This window comes from Streptomyces sp. NBC_00859 (genome assembly GCF_045161865.1).
Lineage (GTDB): Bacteria > Actinomycetota > Actinomycetes > Streptomycetales > Streptomycetaceae > Streptomyces.
Window position 1 is genome coordinate 2891144 of record NZ_CP108826.1, and the last position, 25088, is coordinate 2916231.

29 protein-coding genes are annotated in these 25088 nt (G+C 70.3%); 17 read left to right on the forward strand and 12 right to left on the reverse strand.

What is annotated here, in order from left to right; translation table 11 throughout:
• Positions 1 to 291 precede the first annotated feature (291 nt).
• Positions 292 to 462, reverse strand: a complete 171-nt coding sequence (locus tag OG584_RS12260) for a hypothetical protein (RefSeq protein WP_405777880.1) — start codon at positions 460 to 462, stop codon at positions 292 to 294.
• Positions 463 to 600: 138 nt separating this feature from the next.
• On the opposite strand from OG584_RS12260, the gene OG584_RS12265 reads away from it, so the two are divergent.
• The 4 genes from OG584_RS12265 (at position 601) to OG584_RS12280 (ending at position 4763) form a co-directional block, all read left to right on the forward strand.
• A complete protein-coding gene (locus OG584_RS12265) occupies positions 601 to 1248 on the forward strand; it encodes a PH domain-containing protein (protein WP_405777881.1) in 648 nt (215 codons plus the stop codon).
• A 127-nt stretch (positions 1249 to 1375) separates the two neighbouring features.
• On the forward strand, positions 1376 to 2398 hold the full coding sequence (gene deoC, locus OG584_RS12270; protein WP_328322074.1) for a deoxyribose-phosphate aldolase: 1023 nt from the start codon (positions 1376 to 1378) through the stop codon (positions 2396 to 2398).
• Positions 2399 to 2403: 5 nt separating this feature from the next.
• The gene (locus tag OG584_RS12275) at positions 2404 to 3867 is read left to right on the forward strand and encodes an aldehyde dehydrogenase family protein (RefSeq protein ID WP_405777882.1); all 1464 of its coding nucleotides are present in this window, start codon (positions 2404 to 2406) and stop codon (positions 3865 to 3867) included.
• Positions 3867 to 4763 (forward strand): aldehyde dehydrogenase family protein, encoded by an 897-nt coding sequence (locus OG584_RS12280; RefSeq protein WP_405777883.1) that lies wholly within the window; start codon positions 3867 to 3869, stop codon positions 4761 to 4763. The genes OG584_RS12275 and OG584_RS12280 overlap by 1 nt, the downstream gene beginning before the upstream one ends.
• A gap of 106 nt (positions 4764 to 4869) precedes the next feature.
• Here OG584_RS12280 and OG584_RS12285 read toward each other — a convergent pair whose 3' ends face one another.
• Positions 4870 to 5250, reverse strand: coding sequence for a hypothetical protein (locus OG584_RS12285; protein ID WP_405777884.1), 381 nt, complete (start codon positions 5248 to 5250; stop codon positions 4870 to 4872).
• Between the two features lie 130 nt (positions 5251 to 5380).
• Here OG584_RS12285 and OG584_RS12290 point away from each other — a divergent pair, with 130 nt between their 5' ends.
• Positions 5381 to 6034, forward strand: coding sequence for a uridine kinase (locus tag OG584_RS12290; RefSeq protein WP_405777885.1), 654 nt, complete (start codon positions 5381 to 5383; stop codon positions 6032 to 6034).
• 29 nt (positions 6035 to 6063) lie between these two features.
• On the opposite strand, the gene OG584_RS12295 is transcribed toward OG584_RS12290, so the two are convergent.
• The gene (locus OG584_RS12295; protein ID WP_405777886.1) at positions 6064 to 6903 is read right to left on the reverse strand and encodes an SAM-dependent methyltransferase; all 840 of its coding nucleotides are present in this window, start codon (positions 6901 to 6903) and stop codon (positions 6064 to 6066) included.
• Positions 6904 to 6962: 59 nt separating this feature from the next.
• Positions 6963 to 7580: an ATP-binding protein gene (locus OG584_RS12300; RefSeq protein ID WP_405777887.1), complete on the reverse strand. Its 618-nt coding sequence runs from the start codon at positions 7578 to 7580 to the stop codon at positions 6963 to 6965.
• A 190-nt stretch (positions 7581 to 7770) separates the two neighbouring features.
• On the opposite strand from OG584_RS12300, the gene OG584_RS12305 reads away from it, so the two are divergent.
• Both OG584_RS12305 and OG584_RS12310 read left to right on the forward strand, forming a co-directional pair.
• Positions 7771 to 8007: a DUF397 domain-containing protein gene (locus OG584_RS12305; protein WP_405777888.1), complete on the forward strand. Its 237-nt coding sequence runs from the start codon at positions 7771 to 7773 to the stop codon at positions 8005 to 8007.
• 101 nt (positions 8008 to 8108) lie between these two features.
• Complete coding sequence (locus tag OG584_RS12310; protein ID WP_405777889.1) at positions 8109 to 9023, forward strand: helix-turn-helix domain-containing protein; 915 nt, start codon at positions 8109 to 8111, stop codon at positions 9021 to 9023.
• A 192-nt stretch (positions 9024 to 9215) separates the two neighbouring features.
• Here OG584_RS12310 and OG584_RS12315 read toward each other — a convergent pair whose 3' ends face one another.
• Entirely contained in the window at positions 9216 to 9974 is a 759-nt protein-coding gene (locus OG584_RS12315; protein WP_405777890.1) for a SigE family RNA polymerase sigma factor, read from the reverse strand.
• Positions 9975 to 10266: 292 nt separating this feature from the next.
• Between OG584_RS12315 and afsQ1 the strand changes: the two genes are divergently transcribed.
• The 5 genes from afsQ1 to OG584_RS12340 all read left to right on the forward strand — a co-directional run bounded on the left by afsQ1 (position 10267) and on the right by OG584_RS12340 (position 14004).
• Positions 10267 to 10944: a two-component system response regulator AfsQ1 gene (gene afsQ1 / locus OG584_RS12320; protein ID WP_250299552.1), complete on the forward strand. Its 678-nt coding sequence runs from the start codon at positions 10267 to 10269 to the stop codon at positions 10942 to 10944.
• Complete coding sequence (locus tag OG584_RS12325) at positions 10941 to 12440, forward strand: sensor histidine kinase (protein WP_405777891.1); 1500 nt, start codon at positions 10941 to 10943, stop codon at positions 12438 to 12440. Before afsQ1 ends, OG584_RS12325 begins: the two co-directional genes overlap by 4 nt.
• The gene (locus OG584_RS12330; protein WP_405777892.1) at positions 12437 to 13042 is read left to right on the forward strand and encodes a hypothetical protein; all 606 of its coding nucleotides are present in this window, start codon (positions 12437 to 12439) and stop codon (positions 13040 to 13042) included. Before OG584_RS12325 ends, OG584_RS12330 begins: the two co-directional genes overlap by 4 nt.
• A 134-nt stretch (positions 13043 to 13176) precedes the next feature.
• A complete protein-coding gene (locus OG584_RS12335; RefSeq protein WP_405777893.1) occupies positions 13177 to 13713 on the forward strand; it encodes a VanZ family protein in 537 nt (178 codons plus the stop codon).
• 90 nt (positions 13714 to 13803) lie between these two features.
• Positions 13804 to 14004: a PspC domain-containing protein gene (locus OG584_RS12340; RefSeq protein WP_405777894.1), complete on the forward strand. Its 201-nt coding sequence runs from the start codon at positions 13804 to 13806 to the stop codon at positions 14002 to 14004.
• Between the two features lie 76 nt (positions 14005 to 14080).
• Here OG584_RS12340 and OG584_RS12345 read toward each other — a convergent pair whose 3' ends face one another.
• Complete coding sequence (locus OG584_RS12345) at positions 14081 to 14410, reverse strand: ATP-binding protein (RefSeq protein ID WP_405777895.1); 330 nt, start codon at positions 14408 to 14410, stop codon at positions 14081 to 14083.
• A 130-nt stretch (positions 14411 to 14540) separates the two neighbouring features.
• The gene (locus tag OG584_RS12350; RefSeq protein ID WP_405777896.1) at positions 14541 to 15695 is read right to left on the reverse strand and encodes an adenosine deaminase; all 1155 of its coding nucleotides are present in this window, start codon (positions 15693 to 15695) and stop codon (positions 14541 to 14543) included.
• A gap of 102 nt (positions 15696 to 15797) precedes the next feature.
• On the opposite strand from OG584_RS12350, the gene OG584_RS12355 reads away from it, so the two are divergent.
• Positions 15798 to 16559, forward strand: a complete 762-nt coding sequence (locus tag OG584_RS12355) for an alpha/beta hydrolase (protein ID WP_405777897.1) — start codon at positions 15798 to 15800, stop codon at positions 16557 to 16559.
• Between the two features lie 289 nt (positions 16560 to 16848).
• Here the strand turns inward: OG584_RS12355 and OG584_RS12360 are convergent, their stop codons facing one another.
• A complete protein-coding gene (locus OG584_RS12360) occupies positions 16849 to 17700 on the reverse strand; it encodes a helix-turn-helix domain-containing protein (RefSeq protein WP_405777898.1) in 852 nt (283 codons plus the stop codon).
• Between the two features lie 30 nt (positions 17701 to 17730).
• Complete coding sequence (locus tag OG584_RS12365) at positions 17731 to 18471, reverse strand: DUF6879 family protein (RefSeq protein WP_405777899.1); 741 nt, start codon at positions 18469 to 18471, stop codon at positions 17731 to 17733.
• A 146-nt stretch (positions 18472 to 18617) separates the two neighbouring features.
• Between OG584_RS12365 and OG584_RS12370 the strand changes: the two genes are divergently transcribed.
• Complete coding sequence (locus tag OG584_RS12370) at positions 18618 to 18821, forward strand: hypothetical protein (protein WP_405777900.1); 204 nt, start codon at positions 18618 to 18620, stop codon at positions 18819 to 18821.
• A 404-nt stretch (positions 18822 to 19225) separates the two neighbouring features.
• On the opposite strand, the gene OG584_RS12375 is transcribed toward OG584_RS12370, so the two are convergent.
• Complete coding sequence (locus tag OG584_RS12375; RefSeq protein WP_405777901.1) at positions 19226 to 20179, reverse strand: LysR family transcriptional regulator; 954 nt, start codon at positions 20177 to 20179, stop codon at positions 19226 to 19228.
• Positions 20180 to 20241: 62 nt separating this feature from the next.
• Here OG584_RS12375 and OG584_RS12380 point away from each other — a divergent pair, with 62 nt between their 5' ends.
• From OG584_RS12380 to OG584_RS12390, 3 genes are all read left to right on the forward strand, one after another.
• On the forward strand, positions 20242 to 21495 hold the full coding sequence (locus tag OG584_RS12380) for an MFS transporter (protein WP_405777902.1): 1254 nt from the start codon (positions 20242 to 20244) through the stop codon (positions 21493 to 21495).
• Positions 21496 to 21597: 102 nt separating this feature from the next.
• A complete protein-coding gene (locus OG584_RS12385) occupies positions 21598 to 22575 on the forward strand; it encodes a sigma-70 family RNA polymerase sigma factor (RefSeq protein ID WP_405777903.1) in 978 nt (325 codons plus the stop codon).
• 144 nt (positions 22576 to 22719) lie between these two features.
• Entirely contained in the window at positions 22720 to 23319 is a 600-nt protein-coding gene (locus tag OG584_RS12390) for a TetR/AcrR family transcriptional regulator (protein ID WP_405777904.1), read from the forward strand.
• A gap of 85 nt (positions 23320 to 23404) precedes the next feature.
• Here OG584_RS12390 and OG584_RS12395 read toward each other — a convergent pair whose 3' ends face one another.
• On the reverse strand, positions 23405 to 23743 hold the full coding sequence (locus tag OG584_RS12395; RefSeq protein ID WP_405777905.1) for an STAS domain-containing protein: 339 nt from the start codon (positions 23741 to 23743) through the stop codon (positions 23405 to 23407).
• Positions 23744 to 23799: 56 nt separating this feature from the next.
• On the reverse strand, positions 23800 to 25077 hold the full coding sequence (locus tag OG584_RS12400) for a thymidine phosphorylase (RefSeq protein ID WP_405777906.1): 1278 nt from the start codon (positions 25075 to 25077) through the stop codon (positions 23800 to 23802).
• Between the last annotated feature and the right edge of the window lie 11 nt (positions 25078 to 25088).

The window sequence follows — 25088 nt, forward strand, 5'->3', positions numbered from 1 at the left end:
CCTGCGACGAGGAATCTTGAGTGGCGAGGTGATCGTGACCCGCGGGCGCCCCCGTTCGGAGATGCGGAGAGAACTCCTCAGCAGATCTTGCTGGTTCGTGAGGATGCTTGGTGAGTGCTGCTGCGGCGAGTTCTCCGGCGCCTGGGCAGACGTCCGGGCCGGAGTTGCCTCCTCCCACGCCAATCCGTGGCACTGAGCCAACGGAGCAACCCGCTCGTGGCCGCCAGTAGCGCCGAAGGGGAGCGTGAACCCGCCTCCGGCCGATTCATGCCTCCGATGCAGCGACGGCGCTCACCGGATCAGCTCGTCCAGCAGTTCGTCATCCACTCGCAGCGGCGCGAGCAGGTCGCGGACGTATGCCTCCCGCTTGATGACGGACGCGACTACCCACCACTCACCTCGGCCCGGAGGGGGCAGGACCGGTACCCCACCATCGTGGCCAGCCCCGGGCCGGACTGCCACCTCCAGCTCCGCTGCCGGGCGCGGTGGGCGCCGGAGCCCTCGCCGGGGCCACGGCGTACCGGGACGTCTCAGGGGAGGCAGCCGCCACCGCACCGACCGCCGTGCCACCCGGCCCGGCCCGTCAGGCAGAATCGGTGCATGACCCCTGAGCCCCCCACGCCGCAGCCCTCCGGCCCGGTCTACGCCGACCGTGTCTACCGGTCACTCGCCGGGATGGCGGGCGGTGTGCTGCTGCTCGCCCTCGCCCTCTGGCTGGGCATCGACGCCCTCGTCAACGGCCACGGCAACACCCCCTGGCTGGCCCTCGCCTCGCTGCTCCTCATCGTTCCGCTGGTGATCGCCTTCACGCTGCGGCCCGCCGTGTACGCCAATGACGACCGGCTCAGGATCCGCAACCCCTTCCGTGCGGTCACGCTCCCCTGGGCGTGTGTCGACGACATCCGCGCCAGTTACTCGACCGAGGCCTTCGCGGGCGGCGGCAAGTACCAGCTCTGGGCCGTGCCGGTCTCGCTGCGCCGCCGGAAGAGGGCCAACATCCAGCAGATGCGCGCAGCGGCCCCCGGTGCGTCGGCCCGCCAGGGCCGCAACCCGTTCGCCCAGGGCGCGGACGTGGACCAGGGCCGTGCTCCGTCCGACCAGACGGTCTCCGACCTGCGCCGGCTCTCGGATCTCGGCAACGACCGGCCGACGGCCCAGGGCGTCCCCGAGGTCCGCTGGGCCTACGAGATCATGGCCCCCTGCGTGGCGGGCGCCGTACTCCTCGCCGTACTCCTCGCGGTGGGCTGAGCCGCACCACCTGCGGGCCGGGCCGGGGCACCGGTGGCACGGCCCGCGCCGGAAGGTCCGTTCCGAGCCGTGACCGACCGCCCCCTGTACAGGTCGCTACGCGCGTAGATATGCTCCTCTGGTGACCATGCCCACCACCGCCCCCTCCCCCGGCGCCCCGAGCGAAGGACAAGCCTCCCGCCAGGGAGACGCCTCCTCCGCCACCGGTTTCGCCGACGTGACCACGTCCGACAGCGCGCTGCGCCGCTTCCTGCACGGGCTGCCCGGCGTCGACGCCGTCGGCCTCGAAGCGCGCGCCGCCGCCCTCGGCACCCGTTCGATCAAGACCACGGCGAAGGCGTACGCCATCGACCTGGCCATCTCGATGATCGACCTGACGACGCTCGAAGGCGCCGACACCCCGGGCAAGGTCCGGGCGCTCGCCGCCAAGGCCGTCCACCCCGACCCCACCGACCGCACGGCCCCGATGACGGCCGCCGTCTGTGTGTACCCGGACATGGCCGCCACCGCGAAGGCCGCGCTGAACGGCGCGGACGTGAAGGTCGCCTCCGTCGCCACCGCCTTCCCGGCGGGCCGCGCGGCGCTGCCGGTGAAGCTCGCCGACGTGCGGGACGCGGTCGCCGCGGGGGCCGACGAGATCGACATGGTGATCGACCGGGGCGCCTTCCTCTCCGGCCGCTACCTCTCGGTGTTCGAGGAGATCCAGGCCGTCAAGGCGGAGTGCGTCAGAGCCGACCGGACGGCTGCCCGGCTGAAGGTGATCTTCGAGACCGGTGAGCTGTCGACGTACGACAACATCCGCCGTGCCTCCTGGATCGGCATGATGGCGGGCGCCGACTTCATCAAGACCTCGACCGGCAAGGTCGCGGTCAACGCCACCCCCGCCAACACCCTGCTGATGCTGGAGGCGGTCCGCGACTTCCGCGCACAGACCGGCGTCCAGGTCGGTGTGAAGCCCGCGGGCGGGATCCGCTCCACCAAGGACGCGATCAAGTTCCTGGTGCTGGTCAACGAGACCGCGGGAGCCGACTGGCTGGACAGCCACTGGTTCCGCTTCGGCGCCTCCAGCCTGCTGAACGACCTGCTGATGCAGCGCCAGAAGCTCAGCACCGGCCGCTACTCCGGTCCCGACTACGTGACGGTGGACTGATCACCATGGCTCTCTCATCCGCATTCGAGTACGCGCCGGCCCCCGAGTCGCGCTCCGTCGTCGACATCGCCCCGTCGTACGGCCTGTTCATCGACGGCGAGTTCACCGAGGCGGCGGACGGCAAGGTCTTCAAGACCGTCAGCCCGTCCACCGAGGAGGTCCTGTCGGAGGTCGCCCGCGCGGGCAGCGCCGATGTGGACCGCGCTGTGCAGGCGGCCCGCAAGGCGTTCACCACGTGGTCGGCGCTGCCCGGCTCCGAGCGTGCCAAGTACCTCTTCCGGATCGCCCGGATCATCCAGGAGCGCTCGCGCGAGCTGGCCGTCCTGGAGACCCTGGACAACGGCAAGCCGATCAAGGAGACGCGCGACGCGGACCTCCCGCTGGTCGCCGCGCACTTCTTCTACTACGCGGGCTGGGCCGACAAGCTCGATCACGCCGGGTTCGGCGCGAACCCCCGGCCGCTGGGCGTCGCGGGCCAGGTCATCCCGTGGAACTTCCCGCTGCTGATGCTCGCCTGGAAGATCGCCCCGGCCCTCGCGACCGGCAACACGGTGGTGCTCAAGCCCGCCGAGACGACCCCGCTGAGCGCGCTGTTCTTCGCCGACATCTGCCGCCAGGCCGGTCTCCCGAAGGGCGTCGTCAACATCCTTCCCGGTTACGGTGACGCGGGCGCCGCACTGGTCGAGCACCCGGACGTGAACAAGGTCGCCTTCACCGGCTCGACCGCCGTCGGCAAGGCCATCGCCCGCTCCGTCGCGGGTACGGACAAGAAGGTCACCCTGGAGCTGGGCGGCAAGGGCGCGAACATCGTCTTCGACGACGCGCCCGTCGACCAGGCCGTCGAGGGCATCGTCACCGGCATCTTCTTCAACCAGGGGCAGGTCTGCTGCGCGGGCTCGCGGCTGCTGGTCCAGGAGTCGGTGCAGGAGGAGGTGCTGGACGCGCTGAAGCGGCGGCTCTCCACGCTGCGCCTCGGTGACCCGCTCGACAAGAACACCGACATCGGCGCGATCAACTCGGCCGAGCAGCTCGCGCGTATCCAGAAGCTCGTGGAGACGGGCGAGGCGGAGGGCGCGGAGCGCTGGTCGCCCGCGTGCGAACTCCCGTCGTCCGGTTACTGGTTCGCGCCGACGCTCTTCACCGGTGTCACCCAGGCCCACACCGTCGCGCGCGACGAGATCTTCGGCCCGGTGCTCTCGGTGCTGTCGTTCCGTACGCCCGACGAGGCCGTCGCCAAGGCCAACAACACGCAGTACGGCCTTTCCGCCGGTATCTGGACGGAGAAGGGCTCGCGCATCCTCGCGGTCGCGAGCAGGCTCCGGGCCGGTGTGGTGTGGGCCAACACGTTCAACAAGTTCGACCCGACCTCGCCCTTCGGCGGCTACAAGGAATCGGGCTACGGCCGCGAAGGCGGCCGGCACGGCCTGGAGGCGTACCTCGCCCCGTCGAGCCCGGAGGGCAAGCGCTGATGAGCACCGAGCAGCAGAACCGGCTGAGCGTCTTCAAGACCTACAAGCTGTACGTCGGGGGCAAGTTCCCCCGCTCCGAAAGCGGGCGCGTGTACGAGGTGACCGACTCCAAGGGCAACTGGCTGGCCAACGCCCCGCAGTCCTCCCGCAAGGACGCGCGGGACGCGGTCGTCGCGGCCCGCAAGGCGTTCGGCGGCTGGTCGGGCGCGACCGCGTACAACAGGGGCCAGGTCCTCTACCGCGTGGCCGAGATGCTGGAGGGCCGCCGGGACCAGTTCGTGCGCGAAGTGGCGGACGCCGACGGCATCTCCAGGGCGAAGGCCGGGGCCGTGGTGGACGCGGCGGTCGACCGCTGGGTCTGGTACGCGGGCTGGACCGACAAGATCGGTCAGATCGCGGGCGGGGCGAACCCGGTGGCGGGCCCCTTCTTCAATCTCTCGTCCCCCGAGCCGACCGGAGTGGTGACGGTCCTCGCCCCGCAGGACTCGTCGTTCCTGGGCCTGGTCTCGGTCGTCGCCCCGGTCATCGCGACCGGGAACACCGCGGTCGTCATCGCCGCCGAGAAGTCCCCGCTGCCCGCGCTGTCGCTCGGCGAGGTGCTGGCGACATCGGACCTGCCGGGCGGAGTGGTCAATGTGCTGTCCGGGAGGACGGCGGAGATCGCCGCGCCGCTCGCCGCGCACCAGGACGTCAACGCGATCGATCTGACAGGCGCGGATGCCGGTCTGGCCCGGGATCTGGAGATCGCCGCCGCCGACAACCTCAAGCGGGTACTGCGTCCACAGGCTGTGGACTTCACGGCCGATCCCGGCACCGGGCGGCTGACGGCGTTCCTGGAGACGAAGACGGTCTGGCACCCGACGGGCGCGCTGGGCGTGTCGGGCTCGTCCTACTGAGCCGGTAAGCCACCCGTACCCGAGGTGGCACCAAAGGCCCCGGCCGCCGCTGAACTGCTCCGTTCAGCGGCGGCCGGGGCCTCTGCGGTACCGCGGCCGCCGCCCGTCAGGCCCCCGGCAGCAGGTCCTTGAGCGCGCCTCCGCCGGTGAGCGGGGAGGTGAGCACGGCCGTGGATACGGGCTTGAAGTCGGCGATCTGGGTGCCGACCGCGTTGTCCAGCGGATCGACGCCCGTCTTGGCCAGCGGATCGAGCTGGAGGCTCGCCACCGGCGCCGTGGCGTGACCGACGGCCCCGGTCAGGACCTGGACCGGCGAAGGGCCGAGTTGGCCGAGGACCGCGGTGGGCGAGCCGCTGCCGGTGGTCGCGGGCGCGGCGGCCTGTGCGGCGGCGCCGCCCATGCCGAGCGCCGCCCCGGCCACGGAGACAGTGAGGCCGACACGGAGCAGGGAGTTCCGCCGGGGCTTGGGAGCTGCATGTGATGCCATGGGTTTCCTGACTCGCAGAGTAAGCGGATGAGCACAAAGAGTAGTTGCTGGAGGGTGTGTGCTCCAACGAACGCGGCAACCTCACTCCTGGGAGTAGCCCGGACCGCCGTGTACGGGAGAATGTGCTTCCGTGAGTTCCTTCCAGCCCATACCGACCCGCGTCGTCCTGCTCGCGGGCCCCTCCGGATCCGGCAAGTCGTCCCTCGCGGCGCGTTCGGGCCTGCCCGTACTGCGCCTCGACGACTTCTACAAGGAGGCCGGCGACCCGACACTGCCGCAGGTCCCCGGCAGCGCGGACATCGACTGGGACTCCCCGCGGTCCTGGGACGCGGACGCGGCGGTCGCCGCGGTCCAGGAGCTGTGCCGCACCGGCCGTACGACCGTGCCCGTCTACGACCTCGCCGCCAGTGCCCGCGTGGACAGCGAGGCCTTCGGTATCGGCCGGGCGACCACGTTCGTCGCGGAGGGGATCTTCGCCGCGGACATCGTGCGGCGGTGCGAGGAGCTGGGCGTACTGGCGGACGCGCTCTGCCTGCGGGGACGCCCTTCCACCACGTTCCGGCGGCGGCTGATGCGGGATCTGCGCGAAGGGCGCAAGTCAGTGCCGTTCCTGCTGCGGCGCGGCTGGCGGCTGATGCGGGCCGAACGGGGCATCGTGGCAAGGCAGTCGGGTCTCGGCGCGTATCCGTGCGCCAAGCCGGAGGCGCTGGACCGCCTCGCGGCGGCGGCAGGTGCGGGTGCGGGGGACGCGGCCGGGTCCCTGGGGGCCGCCCGGTCGGCCTGAGCGCCCGCCCCGGCCCCGCACCCGGCCGGTCAGCTGTTCTTGACCGCGACGCCCGCCCAGACCGGCACCGCGCTCTCGTCCGTCGTCGAGTCCGGGCTGCCGACGTCCACGGCGACCGCGGCGGGCCGCCACTGGTGCGGTACGACGATTCCCGGCTCGATCAGCGTCAGACCGTCGAAGAAGCGGGTGACCTCGTCCTTGGTCCGGGCCTTCAGCTGCGAGCCGGAGGACTTGAAGTCCGACTCGAGACCGTCGGTCCCTTCCTTGTCGAAGTCCCGCGCGAAGTGGGTGATCACCAGGTGGCTGCCGGGCGCCAGTTCCCCGACCAGGCGCCGTACCACCGCGTACGGATCAGCCGTAGCAGGCAGCCAGTGCAGCAGCAGACACAAGCTCAGCGCCACCGGTCGGCCGAGGTCGAGCGTCTCGCGCAGCGCCGGAGCGGCGAGAATTCTGTCCGGGTCCGCGGCGTCGGCGTCGATGTACGCCGTCCGCCCCTCCGGACGGCCGATGTGCAGCGCGCGTGAATGCGCCAGCACTATCGGGTCGTTGTCCACGTACACCACCCGGCTGTCAGGAGCCTCGGCCTGGGCTATCTCGTGGAGATTGGGCGAAGTGGGTATCCCGGTGCCGATGTCCAGGAACTGCCGGATGCCGGCTTCCGCCGCCAGATACCGGGTCGCCCGGTGGATGAACGCCCGGTTGGACAGCGCGGTCAGCCGCGCGGCCGGCAGGTTCTCGACGACGTTCTCGGCCATGGCCCGGTCAGACGGGTAGTTGGTCTTGCCCCCCAGCAGTACGTCGTAGACCCGCGCCGCGTGTGGCTGGTCGGTCTTCAGGTCGACGGGCGTCCGCGATTCTCCCTGCGTCATCCACTCCGGCGTATCACCCATCGGGTTCCCATCCTTTCGAAGCCAACTCCCGCCCGACCCTAGACGGTTCGGCGCCCGACGGCCGCCCCGAGGGTACGCACCGGCTGCCGGGAGGCCGCCCGTTCACCGGCCGGTGACGTGGTGCGGCCACCGGATCCGGCGGGACACGAGACCGCGGCCCAGACCGCTTTCCCGTCGGTGTCGGGGGTGGTCCAGCCCCAGGTCTCGCTGAGGCAGTCGATGATGTGCAGACCGCGGCCCGACTGGGCCAGGTAGTCCGGTTCCCTGAGCCGCGGGACTGCGGTGCTGGGATCGCAGACCGCGAACAGCACCGTCCCGCGACGGCGCAGCAGCCCGAGCCAGACCGCCTGCGTGGGTCCGGACCAGGCCGGAAGGGCTCCGATTCCGTACCGCAGGGCGTTGCTGAGGAGTTCGGAGACGATCAGTGCGGCGTTGTCGACGAGTGGGCTCAACGCCCAGTCGTCGAGCAGGGATCCGGTGAACCTGCGGCCCTCGCCGACCGCCTGGCCTCCGGCCGGCAGCGCGCAGGCCGTGAAGCGGACGGGCGCGGCACCTGCCTCCTCATGCCGGAAGGCGTCGCGCGAAGCACGCCGCAGCAGGCGGTGGACGGTGGGCCCGGGTAAGGCACCTGAGGGTCCGGTCGAGCGGGATGTCATCGCGATCTCCGAGGAGCAGCCAGACGTCACGAGCGGGTGATCGGCGACCACTATCCCCCTCAGAAGGATGGTGTCGCAACTGCATCTGCAATTACAGTTCCGGCTGACGCAGGTGCTGTCGCAAGTGCGCCTGCAATTGCATATGCATGATGCCTGGTCAGACGTGACACCACGACGAGGAGCGGTCACTGTGCGACAGATTGAGAACGGAACCCGGTCCGACCTGATCGACAACGCAATCTGGACAAAGAGCCGACACAGCGCCCCCGGGGGCAACTGCGTCGAAGTCGCCGCACTTCCCGACGGGAGCGTCGCGCTGCGCAACTCCCGCCATCCGCAGGGCCCCGCACTGATCTACACGCGTGCGGAGATCGCCGCGTTCCTCGCCGGGGCCAAGGACGGCGAGTTCGACGCACTGTCGAGCTGAGGCCTTCGGTAGCGGCGGACGCCCCGCCGCTGTACGTGACCCGGTGGCTGATGGAACACTGACACTCTTCGTGTCCGTCCAGTCGCCTTACGGGAGTTGTCATGACCGCCATACAGCGGCCGAGTGGTGAGCAGCTTTCGATAAGGCGCTACCTGGACCACCAGCACATCGGACCGACAGCACTGCGCATTCTGCTGGGGGCGCGGCTGCGGCGGCTCCGCCAGGAGCGTGATGTGACACGCGTGGACGCGGGCCGGGCGATCCGGGCGTCGGACGCCAAGATCACCCGTCTCGAGCGCGGCCAGGTCGGATTCAAACTGCGCGATGTCGCCGATCTCTTGACTCTCTATCAGATCCTGGACGAAGAAGCCCGGTCCGACTACATGGAGATGACCCGGCAGGCCAACCTGCCGGGGTGGTGGCACCGGTACAACGACGTGCTGGAGAGCTGGTTCGAGCTGCACATCGGCCTGGAAGAGGCCGCCTCGCTCATCCGCACCTACGAGGTCCAGTTCCTGCCGGGCCTGCTCCAGACGCCCGAATACGCCAGAGTCGTCACCCGTCTCGGATATCCGCACGCCCCCGACTCCAAGGTGAACCGCCTGGTCGACCTGCGGATGGAGCGCCAGAAGCTGCTCACGCGCCCCGGCGCCCCCACGCTGTGGGCCGTCGTGGACGAGGCCGTCCTGCGCCGCCCCTTCGGAGGGGCCGAGGTGATGCGCGGGCAGCTGGAGCACCTCGCCGAAGTGGCCGCGATGCCCAACGTCACGCTGCAGATCGCCCCGTTCAGCGTGGGCGCGATGGCCGCGGCCGGTACGCCCATCACCATTCTCCGGTTCAACGAACCGGATCTCCCGGACAAGGTCTACCTGGAGCAGCTGACCGGCGCGGTCTACCTGGACAAGCGGGAAGAGATCGACCAGTACTCGCTGATCATGGACCGTCTGGTCACCGAGGCCGACCCGCCGCAGGATGCCCGCCCCTTCATCCGCACGCTCCTCGACCAGCTGTCCTGACCGACCAGCCGTCCTGACCGACCCCGGCGCCGTCCGTCCCGCGCGCAACATGAGCCCGCGGCACCACGGGACATGGGAACGGGGCCTGACAGGCCCCCCCCGGCCTGTCAGGCCCCGTTCCCGTTCCCCCCGGGCCCCCGCCCCCGTAACGCCCGCCGTCTCCCCCGGAACGGCGGTCCCTCCCCCGATCCCTCAGGCGACGAGTTCGCCGAAGGACTCCTGCTCGTCACGGCCGAAGCTGAGGTCGTCGTCCTCACGCAGCCGGCGCAGGGAGCGCCAGATGCTGGACTTCACCGTGCCGACACTGATGTCGAGGATCTCCGCGATCTCCGGGTCCGTACGGCCTTCGTAGTACCGCAGCACCAGCATCGTGCGCTGCGTCTCGGGCAGTCGGGCCAGCGCCTGCCACAGCACCGCGCGCAGCTCCGTGCCGCGCATCGCGTCCGTGTCGCCCACCGTCTCCGGGAGCTGCTCGGTCGGGTACTCGTTGAGCTTGCGGCGGCGCCACGCGCTGATGTGCAGGTTCGTCATGGTGCGGCGCAGATAGCCGCCGACCGCCGCCTTGTCGCTGATCCGGTCCCAGGCGCGGTACGTCGAGAACAGCGCGCTCTGGAGCAGGTCCTCGGCCTCGAAACGGTCGCCGGTCAGGTGGTAGGCGGTGGCGTACAGGGAGGCGCGGCGTTCCTGCACGTATGCGGTGAACTCCGCCGCCGAAGCGGACGGCCGCTCCCCCGTGGTCTCCCCGTACTCCACCGCCTGACCGGGCACGGCCGCCCTGGCGGCCACCGCGGACGCGTCAACGACCGTCATGTACGACTGGTGCTGACGCCCGGTGCCACGAGAGCACCCCCGCCCTCCCGCGGCACCGGACTTCTCTGTGTTGCGTGCGATCACCACGTCGTGGAGCCGCGTGATTACTGCGCCGGAGTTGTTGCTGTGCAGTGTGTTCATCTCGCGCCCCCCGCCGTGGAGTCGTGCTTCGGTCTGTTGATGAAGAGCTTGCCCCGGCAGTTTCATGGAGGTGTCTGCCGACTGTCACAGGCGCGTCACAAGGGCCGTGGCCGGAGTGATCTGCGAGACAGCAGAGGCGGCAGAGGTGGCACCGCGCCGGTCCGGAGAACTGCCCCGCGGCGTCCCGGGAACGCCTGCCGGGGGTGACGGAGGCGTCCACGCAGAGTCACCCGGAGCCCCGTAACCGTTCCAGAGGTCGAACTCCCCTGTCCCATGGGCCAGAATGACCTCCGTGCCTTTCCTGTTGCTGATCGAGGACGACGACGCCATCCGTACGGCTCTAGAGCTGTCTCTGTCACGCCAGGGGCACCGTGTGGCCACAGCCGCCACCGGCGAGGACGGTCTGCAGCTGCTGCGTGAGCAGCGGCCCGATCTGATCGTGCTGGATGTGATGCTGCCCGGGATCGACGGTTTCGAGGTGTGCCGGCGGATCAGACGCACCGACCAGCTGCCGATCATTCTGCTGACCGCGCGCAGCGACGACATCGATGTGGTGGTCGGGCTCGAATCCGGCGCCGACGACTATGTGGTCAAACCGGTCCAGGGGCGGGTCCTCGACGCCCGGATCCGGGCCGTGCTGCGCCGCGGGGAGCGCGAGTCCACGGACTCCGCGGCCTTCGGGAGTCTCGTCATCGACCGTTCGGCGATGACCGTGACCAAGAACGGCGAGGACCTCCAGCTCACGCCGACGGAGCTGCGGCTGCTGCTCGAACTGAGCCGCAGGCCCGGACAGGCGCTCTCCCGGCAGCAGCTGCTGCGGCTGGTCTGGGAACACGACTACCTCGGTGACTCACGCCTCGTCGACGCCTGTGTGCAGCGGCTGCGCGCGAAGGTGGAGGACGTGCCGTCCTCGCCGACCCTGATCCGCACGGTCCGCGGAGTCGGATACCGGCTGGACACGCCTCAGTGAGTCGTCCCTTCTTCCACGGGCTGCGTCTGACGAGCCTGCGGCTCCGCCTCGTCGTCGTCTTCGCACTGGTCGCGCTCACCGCTGCCGTCTCCGCTTCCGGCATCGCGTACTGGCTGAACCGCGAGGCGGTGCTGACCCGTACGCAGGACTCCGCGCTCAAGGACTTCCGGCAGGAGATGCAGAACCGGGCGGCCACGCTGCCGCTGCACCCGACGCAGAACGAGCTTCAGTCCGCGGCGGCGAGGATGGCCGGGTCCAGCAACCCCGGGTACAGCGTGCTGCTGGTCGGCGAGCGGGCGAAGGGCAAGCCCGTCATCGGCTACTCCGACCTGGACGTGTTCACGCTCGCCGACGTACCGCGGCACCTGCAGGAAGCCGTGGCCAGGCAGCAGAAGGTCGGCTCGGACGAGCACTCCACGTACCACCTCTTCTGGCAGCGCGTCACGCTGCGCGGGACGCCGTATCTGGTGGGCGGGGCGAGGGTCGTCGGAGGCGGGCCCACCGGTTACATGCTCACTTCGCTGGACCAGGAGCGGCAGGACCTCAGCTCCCTCGCCTGGTCGCTCGCCATCGCCACCGCGCTGGCGCTGATCGGTGCGGCCCTGCTCGCGCAGGCCGCGGCGACGACGGTGCTCAGGCCCGTGCAGCGGCTCGGTGACGCGGCTCGGCGGCTCGGCGAGGGCAAGCTCGACACCCGGCTGAGGGTCTCGGGCACGGACGAGCTGGCCGAGCTGTCCAGGACGTTCAACAAGACGGCCGAGGCGCTGGAGAAGAAGGTCAGCAACATGAGCGAGCGGGAGGAGGCGAGCCGCCGCTTCGTCGCTGACATGTCGCACGAGCTGCGCACACCGCTGACCGCGATCACCGCGGTCTCGGAGGTCCTGGAGGAGGAGGCGGACAGCCTCGATCCGATGATCGCGCCCGCCGTTCAGCTGGTGGTGAGCGAGACCCGCAGACTGAACACCCTCGTGGAGAACCTGATGGAGGTCACCCGCTTCGACGCGGGAACGGCCAGGCTGGTACTCGACCACGTGGACATCGCCGACCAGATCACCGCGTGCATCGATGCCCGTGCCTGGCTCGACGCGGTGGAGCTGGACGCGGAACGCGGCATCATGGTGCTGCTCGACCCGCGCCGCCTCGACGTCATTCTGGCGAACCTGATCGGGAACGCGCTGAAGCACGGGGGTTCGCCGGTCCGGGTGGCCGTGCGGATCGAGGGCGAGGACCTGGTCGTCGCGGTGCAGGACCACGGCCCCGGAATCCCCGAGGACGTCCTCCCGCACGTCTTCGACCGCTTCTACAAGGCGAGCGCCTCCCGGCCCCGCTCCGAGGGCAGTGGCCTCGGCCTCTCCATCGCGATGGAGAACGCCCACATCCACGGCGGCGACATCACCGCGGCCAACGTGGCGGACGGCGGCGCGGTCTTCGAACTGCGGCTGCCGCGCGATCCGGCGGATCCCGCCGGCGACGGCCAGGAAGGCGGCGGCGCGTGAGGGCCGGGAAACGCACGGCGGTACTGATGGGTCTGGCCGCGCTGTGCGCCCTGACAGCCGGGTGCGGCATCCGGGACACCTCCGTACCGGTGGACGCCGGCGCCGCTCCGTCGCGGGTGCCGTGCGACCTGCCGGGGGACGGTGGCATGCCCCCGGCGCCGGAAGGCATCCCGGTCCGTATCTATCTGGTCTGCGCGGGGCGGCTGGTACCCGTCGACCGTACGGTGCAGATAGCGGAGGGCCGGACGCTCTCGGACGGTATACGGGTCGCGGAGAAGCTCCTCGACGAGCTGCGCGGGAATCCCACCGCGTCCGAGAAGGAGGCCGGGTTCAGCACGGATGTCCGCGATCCGCTCTCCGTGGGCCCCGGCCGCAAGAGCGACCCGGCGGGGGCACTGCGGCTGAGCCGCGACCCCGCGGACCTTCCGGCCAACGCACTCGCCCAGATCGTCTGCACGTTCGCGGAGAGCGCGGCGGCGGAGACCGACGGCTCGGTGGTGCTCGGCGGTCCGGCCGGGGACCCGCCGCGCGCCTACTCGTGCACCCAGCAGCTCAAGTCCAGGCCGGACTCGGACCCGGTACTCGGCGACCTGCGCCGGTAGGACTCGGGGCGGCAGGCGCGGCGGTACATGCGGAGCCCCTCATTCGAATGGTGTGGGTACGGTGACGGGACGGTGACAAAGTCGCCGGAACCGATCCCGCCGGTGCCTGCGTCTTGTCAAGCGTGGGTCGAGGTATGGGCGGTCGCTCCGTCATCCGTTTTCGCGTCGTGGGGGTCAGCCTCCTCGCCGCGCATCTCCTGGTTGTCGGCTGGCTGACCCTGCGTCCGCTGGACGTGATGTGGGTGACCGCATCGAATTTCACGCCGTTCGCCGGGATCAGGGCGGATCTGGCCCTGGGGGCGCCCGAGGCCGCGCGCCGCATCGGCGAGGCGCTGGTGCTGCTCGCGCCGCTCGGTTTCCTGCTCCCCCTGGCCGGGGGAAGGCTACGGGTGTCGTCCTGGGCCTCGCTGGCCCGTACGGTCGCGGCCGGGGCGCTGATCTCGCTGGCCATCGAGCTGTTGCAGACCGGAGTACCCGGGCAGGTGGTCGATGTGGACTCGCTGCTGCTGAACACCCTGGGCGTCGCGCTGGCACACGTACTCGTGGTCCCTGCCCTGCGGCGCGTCCTGCGGCGCAGGGCTGTGGAGCGCTCGGAACGGCCCGTCGTACTCCCGGACGAGGCCCTCCAGGCGCCTACCCCGACGATTCCCAGGGTCGGGATCGCCCCGTAGAGCGATGCTTTATACCACCGACAGCGCCATGATGGAAGTACCGGGAGCGCGAGGAGCCGCTTCCGAAATCGCTTCGCGAAGGAGCCCCACATGTCCGCACTTGCCCGTCCCCGTGAAGGCCGCGTAATCGGCGGAGTGTGCGCAGCGCTGGCTCGGCGTTTCGGTACCTCTGCGACCACGATGCGCGTGATCTTCGTCGTCTCCTGTCTGCTGCCGGGACCGCAGTTCCTGCTCTATCTGGCGCTGTGGATCCTGCTGCCCGGCGAGAAGTCGCCGACGACGGCCTGGTGAACCGGGCCGCACACGACGGACGGGGCGCGCACCCTGGGGATGGGTGTGCGCCCCGTCCATGTCCGGCCGGGAGCGGTCAGTGGCCGAGACCGCTCACCGCGTCCGTCACGGTGCCGGTCGGCAGACCGCCGAGCAGCCCCTTGTTGCCCTGAGCGTTGTTGCCGCCGTGGAGCGCCCGCTTCGCACCGCCGACCGCGTGCTTGCCGGACTGGACGGAGTTCCCCTTGCCGGCCGGGATCTTCGATGTGACGGCGTCCAGCGGGAGCGTGCTGGTGACCGTACCCAGCGTCCCCGTCACGTCCGGCGTGACCGGGGCGGCGACCGCGGAGGCGGAACCGGCGGCGGCCGCGGCGAAGGCGGCGCCGAGAACGGCGACACCGAGAGTCTTGGCAGCAGACTGCTTCATGAGGAAAACGTCCTTGCGAGGGGAGAAGAGGAATTGAGCGGCTCCGCAAGGTAGCCAGCCCCGTCCGTCCCCCGCAAACGCTGCGAAGCGGCCGGAAAACCTGCTTCCAGCCGCCCGTCCGACGGTGAGGTCAGCGCGCCTCGACCGCGGAACCACTGGTCACAGCGGTCTGACGGAAGAGCCACTCGGCCCTCAGCTCCGCATATCCGGGCTTGATCACGTCGTTGATCATGGCCAGGCGTTCATCGAAAGGAATGAATGCGGATTTCATCGCATTGACTGTGAACCACTGCATGTCATCGAGCGTGTAGCCGAATGCCTCGACCAGGTGCTCGAATTCACGGGTCATCGTGGTCCCCGACATCAGCCGGTTGTCCGTGTTGACAGTGGTACGGAAGTGCAGCCTCCGCAGGAGTCCGATCGGGTGCTCGGCGTACGAGTCGGCCGCGCCGGTCTGCAGGTTCGACGTGGGGCACATCTCCAGCGGAATCCGCTTGTCCCGCACGTACGAGGCGAGGCGTCCCAGCTTCACGGTGCCGTCGTCGGCGACCTCTATGTCGTCGATGATCCGCACGCCGTGCCCGAGCCGGTCCGCGCCGCACCACTGGAGCGCCTGCCAGATCGACGGCAGCCCGAAGGCCTCACCGGCGTGGATGGTGAAGTGGTTGTTCTCCCGCTTCAGGTACTCGAAGGCGTCCAGGTGGCGGGTGGGCGGGAAGCCGGCCTCGGCGCCCGCGATGTCGAAGCCGGCGACGCCCAGGTCCCGGTAGGTGTTGGCGAGCTCGGCGATCTCCAGGGCGCGGGCCGCGTGCCGCATCGCGGTGAGCAGGGCGCCGACCCGGATCCGGTCGCCGTTCTGCCTGGCCAGCCGCTCGCCCTCGCGGAAGCCCTCGTTCACGGCCTCCACGACCTCTTCGAGGGTGAGGCCGCCTTCCAGGTGCTGCTCCGGGGCGTAGCGGATCTCCGCGTACACGACGCCGTCCCTGGCGAGGTCCTCGGCGCACTCGGCGGCGACGCGCACCAGCGCCTCGCGGGTCTGCATGACGGCGCAGGTGTGCGCGAAGGTCTCCAGGTAACGCTCCAGCGAACCGGAGTCGGCCGCCTCACGGAACCAGACGCCGAGCTTGTCGGCATCCGTCTCGGGGAGCGCCGTGTACCCGGTCGCGCGGGCGAGCTCGATGATCGTGCCGGGACGCAGTCCGCCGTCGAGGTGATCGTGCAGGAGCACCTTCGGAGCGCGGCCGATCTGGTCCGTGGTGAGTGATGGTGTGGTCTGGCTCGTCATCTGGGCACTTTAGCCCCTACGCGCGTAGAACGCTCCTGTCGATATGTAACAGTGACCGTTCCGACGGGTGGAGTACACGTCCGCTTCTGAGACTGTTCCGTTATGGCACAGCAAGCACCAGCCCTGCCGGAGGCCAGGCTGGGACGGGCAGTTGGGACGGCCGGGACACAGCCCGCGGTCAGCGGTGTGGTCCTGCTGCTCCCCGACGGCGACCCGGTCTCCAGGCGCCGCCCCTCCCCCCTGCCGTACGCGTCCCTGCGTCCGCCGGCCCGCAGGCTGGCCCGCGCGGGACGGGACGACGGGCTCGCGGCCCATGTCGTCCGCTACCGCTTCCGCGGCTGGAACGGCACGGACGCGCATCCCGCCGAGGACGCCTCCTGGGCGGTGGACGAGGCGCTGCGGCGCTACGGCGACGTCCCGGTGTGCCTGGCGGGCCACGGCATGGGCGGCAGGGCCGCCCTGCACGCGGCGGGCCACGACGCGGTCACCTCCGTCCTGGCCGTGGCCCCGTGGCTGCCCGACGACGACGTGGCGGCCGAGCCTGAGCCCGTGAAGCAGCTGGTGGGCCGTCAGGTCCTGATCGTGCACGGCACCACGGACGCCCGCTCCGACCCCGAACTCTCCTACCGGCTGGCGGAGCGCGCCAAGAAGTCCAACCGCGACACCTGCCGCTTCGAAGTCCACTCCGACGGGCACTCGTTGCGCCAGCACCGGTCCGAAGTGGTCTCGCTGGCTTCGGACTTCGTACGGGGTGCGCTGTTCTCGCACGCGTACGCCAGGCCGGTGGTGGACGCGTTCGCGGCGCCGCCGCCGCTGGGGCTGCGGATGCCGCTGGCGGCGGGGTTCGGCCGGACGCTCCGGTAGGCCCTGCCCGCATCTTCCCGCCGGTTCGGACTGCCTGCCGGAAGGCAGCCCGCGACGCTCCCCCTGAGCTTCTGGAAATCGGCCGCCATGGGGGGCTGATCGTCGTACCCGGTACCGGAGGCAAGACCGGCCCACTACGCCCGGCCCGCCCCGGCCGGTACGGACACGCTGGATGCGGGCGAACGGCTTGGGCGCCGGACCGATCCGGCCGGTGAACGGGGCGCGCGAGTGGCGTGCGCTGACCGACAGCCGCCGGGCCAGTGCCGCAACCCGTTCGCTGGTGGTCGGCTCAGCGAATGTTCAGGTTTCGCCGCGCCTCGGCGAGCACGCGTTGAGCGTCGGCGCCAAAGACGGCTGACTCATTCAGCGCCTGCCATACCCGCCGATAGGTCGAGATCGTATATGTGTCGTCCAGCCACAGCTCGGCGTGCCAATCCTCCGTGATCGCCAGGCGGTCATCGAAGATGAAAAAACCGTTGGCGGGAGGAACCTTCACTGGGGCGCCGAGGGGGACGATGCCGAGTTCCACGGTGTCCATGCCGATGAGGCCCGCGAGGCGGTCCAACTGCGCGGCCAGTACCGACGGTGGGCAGATCAAGGTACGCAGGGCCGCCTCCCAGAGCAGTACCCGAAGCCTCTTGCCCGGCCGGTAGAGCCACTCCTGTCGCTTCAGGCGGGAGCGGACAGCCGCTTCCGTGTCCCGTACTGAGTTCTGAAGCTCTGAGTACCGAAGGAAGACGTGGCGGGCATAGTCGGCGGTCTGGAGCATCCCTGACACCATGGTCGGTTCCCATTCGTGGATGACGGACGCTTCGGCCACCAGCTCGTTCCACGTGTCCTGCACCGGCTGGTGCCCGGATGCGAGTTGCCTCCGCCATGAGCGGATGTGGGACTCGAAACCCCGCAGACGTGCATGAAGTTCGTCGTAGGTCTCTGGCTGCCCCGTCGCGACCGACCAGAGTCTCAGGTCATCGGCAGTCGCCGTTTGGCGCCCGTTCTCCAGCTTGCTGACCTTCGACTGCGTCCAGCCCAGGCGCTCGGCCAGCTGAGTACCGGTGAGCCGGCCTTCTGGGCACGCGGTCCGCATTTCCCGAAGTCTCGAACCCAGGGCAGACCGTGCTTGCTGGTAGTCCGTACTCACCTGTACGACACACGCTTTCAGTAGTGCTGGTTACTCTTCAGCTACGAACGTCTCGTACGGGACGGCGTGATGCCGTGCCGCGTCACGAACAAGGGAGAAGCGCACCACCTCTGCCGGCTCGGTGATGAGTTCGACGTCAATGAGCTGGTCGTCCGAGTCGAAGTTCAGTCTGGCCACGATCCGTGAGTCAAAGATCCAGAAGTCTTCCCGCGGCAGATACAGCCGCTCTGCGTCCACTCGCCGCAGGTTCCTGATGTCCTCACCGATGGCGCTGTTCCTCTTCGCGTTATCGAGGAGGTAGAGCTGACCAGGTGTCGGCGGGGCATCGGCGATACGCACGCGCCCAACACGCTTCCCCGCCTCCGTCTGCGCCAGGATCATGGAGCAGTACGGGTCATCGATGCCCCACTGGACAGTGCCGGTGTGAGCGAACTGCCGATAGGTGTCGGTGGTTTCGTCGCTCGCATAGCGTCGTCGGCTCTCCAGGCGCCAGGCGGTGTACTCGAACGTCCGGAACAGATCCTCGAACTCGTCCAGGTCGATGATCCTCGCGGCGCGGGTGGTGTCCTTCGGCGCATAGTCGACCAGCACTTCGCGCGGCACCACGACCGCTACTTGACCTTCGGAAAGATGCTGAAGCTGCGCTACGTCCTGCGGGTCGGTGAGGGGCGGCCCATGAACGATTACTTCCCGGCTGTCGAGGTCCTCATGGACCGATGGGCATCCAGTACCTCCGCTACTCGTGCCGTTGAACTGCAACCTTCGCGCCATTTCGGGTGCCCTCTCCTCGTGAAGCCTTCCGGGCTCACAGGATCTCCGTGAATACGCGGGAATGTCGATGCATAGCGGGCGTCGACAGGAGAATAATTGAGAATATCGCGCCATGTCGCTAACTCTGCGTGTCTAGCGTCTCGTTCATGAGCGAGCCAAGGACAACGATGGCGCCCCCCGTGCACTTGACTGCGGAGCCTCCCTCCGCACCGGAACCCGACGCCGGTTGCGACGTGTACGGCGCGCTTGCGCGGGAGCGGACCAGAGCAGCCGGGATCGGCGACTGGTCGAAGGTCGCTGACATCAACGTGGAGATCGGGCGACACCGCAGCGACGGGCGGCGGCGGTGACCGGGGCAGCGCGGGCCGCATACCGGTACGTTCTGCACCGCATCACGGAACACCCGGACACCGATGTGACATTCGAAGCGGAGTGCTTGTGGTGCGAGTGGAAAGCGACGCCATCGACTGACCCGGCGGCGGCCGACGTTGAGTGCATGGGCCACACCGGCCGCAGCGGGCACAAGTCCTACCGGCGACTACGGACGTCGTTCGCGCTGGTCGTCCGAGGCTCCGAATAGGTGCCCAAAGGAATCGGGAGATCGTTCCTGATGTCGCTCGTAGCCTCAGAGCGGCCCGTCTCCGGAAACACGTGGGACATGCCGACCGAAACCGCGGTGCATGGGCAGCAGTTGATTACCCGGACGGCAATGCCCGGCCGGCCGGCGGCGGTACGGGCGGATGCGTCCGTTCCCCTACCCCGGCAGCAGCCGCCCCCGGCGCTGGAGCAGGAACTGCTTGAACGCGGCCACCGGGGCTGTGTCCGGATGACCGTCCAGCCACGCCACCCCGATCTCGCGCACCGCCCGCGGCCCGGTCACGGCCAGCTCCACGACACCGGGCCTGGCCACCGCGGGCGGCGGCAGCAGCGCCACTCCGAGCCCCGCCGCGACCAGCCCGCGCAGCGTCTCCGCCTCCTCCCCCTCGAAGGCGATCCGCGGGGTGAACCCGGCTTCGGCGCACAGGTCGTCCGTGATGCGCCGCAGCCCGTACCCGGGCTCCAGCGTCACGAATGCCTCGTCGGCGGCCTCCGCGAGTCCGACCCGCTTGCGGGACGCCAGCCGGTGGTCGTCCGGCACCACGAGCCGCAGCCGCTGCTCGTCGAGCCGCCGGGCCACCAGATCCGGCGCGTCGGGCACCGGGGAGGTCAGACAGAGGTCCAGCTCCCCGGTGCGCAGCCGTTTGATCATGGCCTCGCCGTAGTTCTGGACGAGCTGGAACCTCACCCGCGGATGGTCGGCCCGGAACGCACGGATCAGCCCGGGTACCGTCTCCGGGCCCAGGGTGTGGAGAAAACCGAAGGTGATCCGGCCGGACGCGGGGTCCGCGTCCGCCCGTACGGAGTCGGCGGCCCGCTCGACCTCGGTGAGCGCCCGCTCCACGGTCGTCAGGAAGGTCCGGCCGGCGGGCGTCAGTGAGACGGTGCGGCCCTTGCGGGCGAACAGCGCGACGCCCAGGTCCGCTTCGAGCCTGACCATGGCGCGCGAGAGCGTGGACTGCGGAACAGACAACTCGTGCGCGGCCCGGGTGACATGCTCGTGGCGCGCGACCGCCTCGAAGTACGCGAGGCGTGGCGCGAGCAGGAGCCGGATGTCTTCTTCGTAACTACTGGGTGACAGCCGCGGCTGTGAGCTGTGCTGATGCGCCATGGGATCGATTATGGCCATTCCGTGCATTGGACGCATCAGAAGTACGGACCTACGTTCGGGGCATGCCTCCTGCCAGTACCGGGGCACTCACCACCGTGGGTGCCTCCGCCGCGCCGTCCAAGCCAGAGCAGCTCACCCCCGGCCGCCCCGGCTACCGCCGCATGAGCTTCGCGCTCTTCTCCGCGGGCATGGCGACCTTCGCCCTCCTCTACTCGACCCAGGCCCTGCTGCCCGCGATCAGCACGGGCCTCGGTGCCACAGCGGGCCAGGCCAGTTGGACGGTGTCGGCGGCGACCGGCGGGCTCGCCGTGTTCGTACTGCCGCTGAGCGCGCTGTCCGAGCGGTTCGGACGGCGGACGATGATGACCGCGTCACTCACGGTCGCCGTGGCCATCGGCCTGCTGGTCCCCTTCGCACCGAACGTGACCTCGCTGATCGCGCTGCGCGCGGTGCAGGGCGCCGCCATCGCCGGCCTCCCCGCCTCGGCGATGGCCTACCTCGCGGAGGAGGTCAGGGCGAAGGCGCTGGTCGCCGCGATCGGGCTGTTCGTCGCGGGCAACTCCATCGGCGGGATGAGCGGACGTATCCTGGCCGGCTGGGTCGCCCAGGCCTGGGGCTGGCGCGCGGCGCTCGGCGCGCTCGGGCTGATGTCCGTCGTCTGTGCGGTCGTCTTCCGGCTGATGCTCCCCCGGGCCCGGAACTTCACCGCGGCGCCGCTCGACCCGCGCGCCCTGGCCCGTAACGTCGCAGCCCACCTCGGGAACCCCCTGCTGCGCAGGCTGTACGCGATCGGCGCGCTCTTCATGACGGTGTTCGGCGCCGTCTACACGGTGATCGGCTACCGCCTGGCGGGCGCCCCGTTCAACCTGCCGCAGGGGCTTGTCGGTTCGGTGTTCCTGGTCTACCTCGTCGGTACGGTCTCCTCCGCGACGGCCGGCCGGCTCGTCGGCAGGCTGGGCCGCCGGGGCGCGCTCTACCTCGCGGTGTCCACTACGGCTGCCGGGCTGCTGCTCTCGCTGGCCGGCTCGATCGTCGCGGTGCTCCTGGGCCTCGTCCTGATCACGGCCGGGTTCTTCGCCGGGCACGCTGTGGCGTCGTCGGCGGTGAGCCGTACGGCCAAGTCGGGCCGCGCGCAGGCGTCTGCCCTCTACCAGTCGGCGTACTACCTGGGCAGCAGCGCGGGCGGTGCGCTCGGAGCGGCCGCCTTCCACGCCGCCGGCTGGGCGGGCACGGTGACGCTGGGGCTGCTCGCGGTACTCGGCGTCCTGGCCGTCACGCTGTACGGGTCGTACAGCGCGCGGGCGGCGGCCGCCTGAGGCCGCCCCCGGCCGACGCGGCCGATCGGCATGCCGTTGTCAGTGGCCCCCTGTAGTTTCTGAAGCGCTGGTGCGATCGGGAATCAAGCAGGGGGCATCCCTATGAGCGACCTCGCGACAACGGACATCGACGGGCGCCTGGAGGCGCACAGGACGGAGCTCACCGGTTACTGCTACCGGATGCTCGGTTCGGCCTTCGAGGCGGAGGATGCCGTACAGGACACGATGGTCCGCGCCTGGCGGAGCTTCGACCGGTTCGAAGGGCGCTCGTCGCTGCGCTCATGGCTGTACCGGATCGCGACCAACGTCTGCCTGGACATGCTGAACGCGGGCAACAAGCGGGCCCGTCCGATGGATCTGACCGAGGCCACCCCGGTGGCGCGGGCCGTGCTCAGCGCGCAGCCGGAGGCGACCTGGCTGGAGCCGGTGCCGGACGGCCGGGTGCTGCCGTCCCTGGCTGACCCGGCGGAGAAGGCGGTGGAGCGGGAGACGATCCGGCTCGCCTTCGTCGCGGCGCTCCAGCATCTGCCGCCCAAGCAGCGGGCCGTGCTGATCCTGCGCGAGGTGCTCGCCTGGAAGGCGAGCGAAGTCGCGGAGCTGCTGGAGACCTCGGTCGCCTCGGTCAACAGCGCGCTGCAGCGCGCCCGTGCGACGCTCGCCCAGTCCTCACCGGCGGAGACGGACCCGGCGGACCCCCTGGACGAGGAGCAGCAGAAGCTGCTGGCCCGCTACGTCGCGGCCTTCGAGGGGTACGACATGGAGGCGCTCACCGCCCTCCTCCACGAGGACGCCACGCTCTCCATGCCGCCGTACGACCTGTGGCTGCGCGGCCATGACGACATCGTCGGCTGGATGCTGGGGGTCGGCTCGGTCTGCCGCGGCTCGCGTCTCGTCGCGACCGTGGCCAACGGCACCCCGGCCTTCGCGCACTACCACCCGAGCGCGTCGGGCCAGGGATTCGACCCGTGGGCCCTCATGGTCATCGAGATCACGGACGGCCGGGTCGCCGGGATCACGTCGTTCCTCGACACCGCGCGCTGGTTCCCGCTCTTCGGCCTGCCCGAGCGGCTGGAGGGGTAGGTCTGGCAGGTGCACGGGGAGTACGTGGTTTGGCTGCCGGGCCTCGCTCTGCCATCATGAACAGGCAAACGGAACCTTGTTCCGTTAGTGTGACGACGGAACCGTGTTCCGTGCGACAGGCCCGGCAGCGGAGGGAGTGGCCCGGTGAACGACAGCGAGGGCGCAGGGCCCGCGGCCCGGTCCGGAGCCCCGTCCAAGCGGGCGGACGCCCGGCGCAACAAGGAGACCCTGCTGGAGGCAGCCGCCGCGGTCTTCGTCACGTCGGGCGTGGAAGCTCCGGTACGCGACATCGCGGCCAGGGCAGGCGTCGGGATGGGCACGATCTACCGCCACTTCCCCACGCGGGCCGACCTCGTCATCGCCGTCTACCGGCACCAGGTCGAAGCCTGCGTCGAAGCCGGTCCGGCGCTGCTGGCGACCAGCGCGTCCCCGCATGCGGCCCTGCGGCAGTGGATCGACCTCTTCGTCGACTTCCTCGTCACCAAGCACGGACTCGCGGCCGCACTGCAGTCCGACGACGCGGGCTTCGACACGCTGCACACCTACTTCATCGACCGCCTCCTGCCCGTGTGCACCCAGCTGCTCGACGCCGCAGCCGGTGCCGGCGAGATCCGGTCCGGTATGGGGGCCTACCCGCTCATGCGCGGCGTCGGCAACCTCTGCATCGGCGCCGAACACGACCCGGACTACGACGCCCGCAGACTGGCGGGCCTCCTCATCACGGGGCTGCGCGAACCGCACTGACACGCGGCCCGCCGCCCGCACAGAGCCCGGACACCGGCCTTCGGCCGCGACGACCGTACGCCAGGATGCCCAGCCGCGGGGCCGGTCACGGCATCGGCCGGGGAGTCTCCGCCAGCCCGGCCAGGTCCAGCAGCTCGGCCAGGGCGGCCGGCGCGCCCCGCAGCCGCATCAGGGCACCGTGCCGCAGAGCGGTGAGCCGGAGGCCGGCGACCGCCTCCACGGCCGCCAGACCCGGGCGGACGATCCCGCTCACGTCGCAGTCGAACCCGCGCGCCGCCCCGGCATCCGGGGCAGCACGCAGCAGCCGCCCCAGCTCCTCGCAGAGGCGCGGGACATCGGCCCGGGTGACCGGACCGGTGACGACAAGGACGAGCGGCTCGGTGACATCCACACCAGGGAGACCGGCGCGGCGCGCGGAACTCATCGCGGCGCCGGTCCCTGCTGTGCCCCGGCAGCCTCCGCCGGAGCTGTCCGGGCAGGTCAGACGATGCGGTCCAGGACGATCGGGCTCGCGGTGAACGCCGTGCCCGCCGGGGCGATGTCGTACGCGGCGGGCAGCGAGTCCAGCGCGTACGCGAACTTCTCGGGGGTGTCCGTGTGCAGGGTCAGCAGCGGCTGGCCCTCGGTCACCGTGTCGCCGGGCTTGGCGTGCAGCTCGACGCCCGCGCCCGCCTGCACCGGGTCCTCCTTGCGGGCACGGCCCGCGCCGAGACGCCAGGCGGCCACCCCGATGTCGTACGCGTCGAGCCGGGTCAGCACCCCGCTCGAAGGCGCGGTGACGACGTGCTGCTCGCGGGCGACCGGAAGCTTCGCGTCCGGGTCACCGCCCTGGGCTGCGATCATCCGTCGCCAGTGGTCCATCGCGGAGCCGTCGGCGAGCGCCTTCGCCGGGTCGGCGTCCTTCAGACCGGCCGCGTCGAGCATCTCGCGGGCCAGCGCGAGGGTCAGCTCGACGACGTCCGAGGGGCCGCCGCCCGCCAGCACCTCGACGGACTCGCGCACTTCGAGTGCGTTGCCCGCGGTCAGGCCGAGCGGGGTCGCCATGTCGGTGAGCAGCGCGACCGTGCGGACGCCGTGGTCGGTGCCGAGACCGACCATCGTCGACGCCAGTTCACGGGCGTCGGCCAGGTTCTTCATGAAGGCGCCGGAGCCGACCTTGACGTCCAGGACGAGTGAACCGGTGCCTTCGGCGATCTTCTTGGACATGATCGAGGAGGCGATCAGGGGGATCGCCTCGACCGTGCCGGTGACATCGCGCAGCGCGTACAGCTTCTTGTCGGCGGGGGCGAGACCGTCGCCCGCCGCACAGATGACCGCACCGACCGAGTCCAGGACGTCCATCATCTCGGCGTTGGAGAGCAGCGCCCGCCAGCCGGGGACGGACTCCAGCTTGTCCAGTGTGCCGCCGGTGTGGCCGAGCCCGCGGCCGGACAGCTGCGGTACGGCGGCGCCGCAGGCGGCGACCAGCGGGGCGAGCGGCAGGGTGATCTTGTCGCCGACGCCACCGGTGGAGTGCTTGTCGGCGGTCGGCCTCGACAGCGCCGAGAAGTCCATCCGCTCACCGGAGTTGATCATCGCGGCCGTCCAGCGGGCGATCTCGGTGCGGTTCATGCCGTTGAGCAGGATCGCCATCGCCAGTGCCGACATCTGCTCGTCGGCGACCGCGCCACGCGTGTACGCGTCGATCACCCAGTCGATCTGCTCGGGGCTCAGCTCGCCCCGGTCACGCTTGGTGCGGATGACAGAGATGACGTCCATGGAGTTGGCGT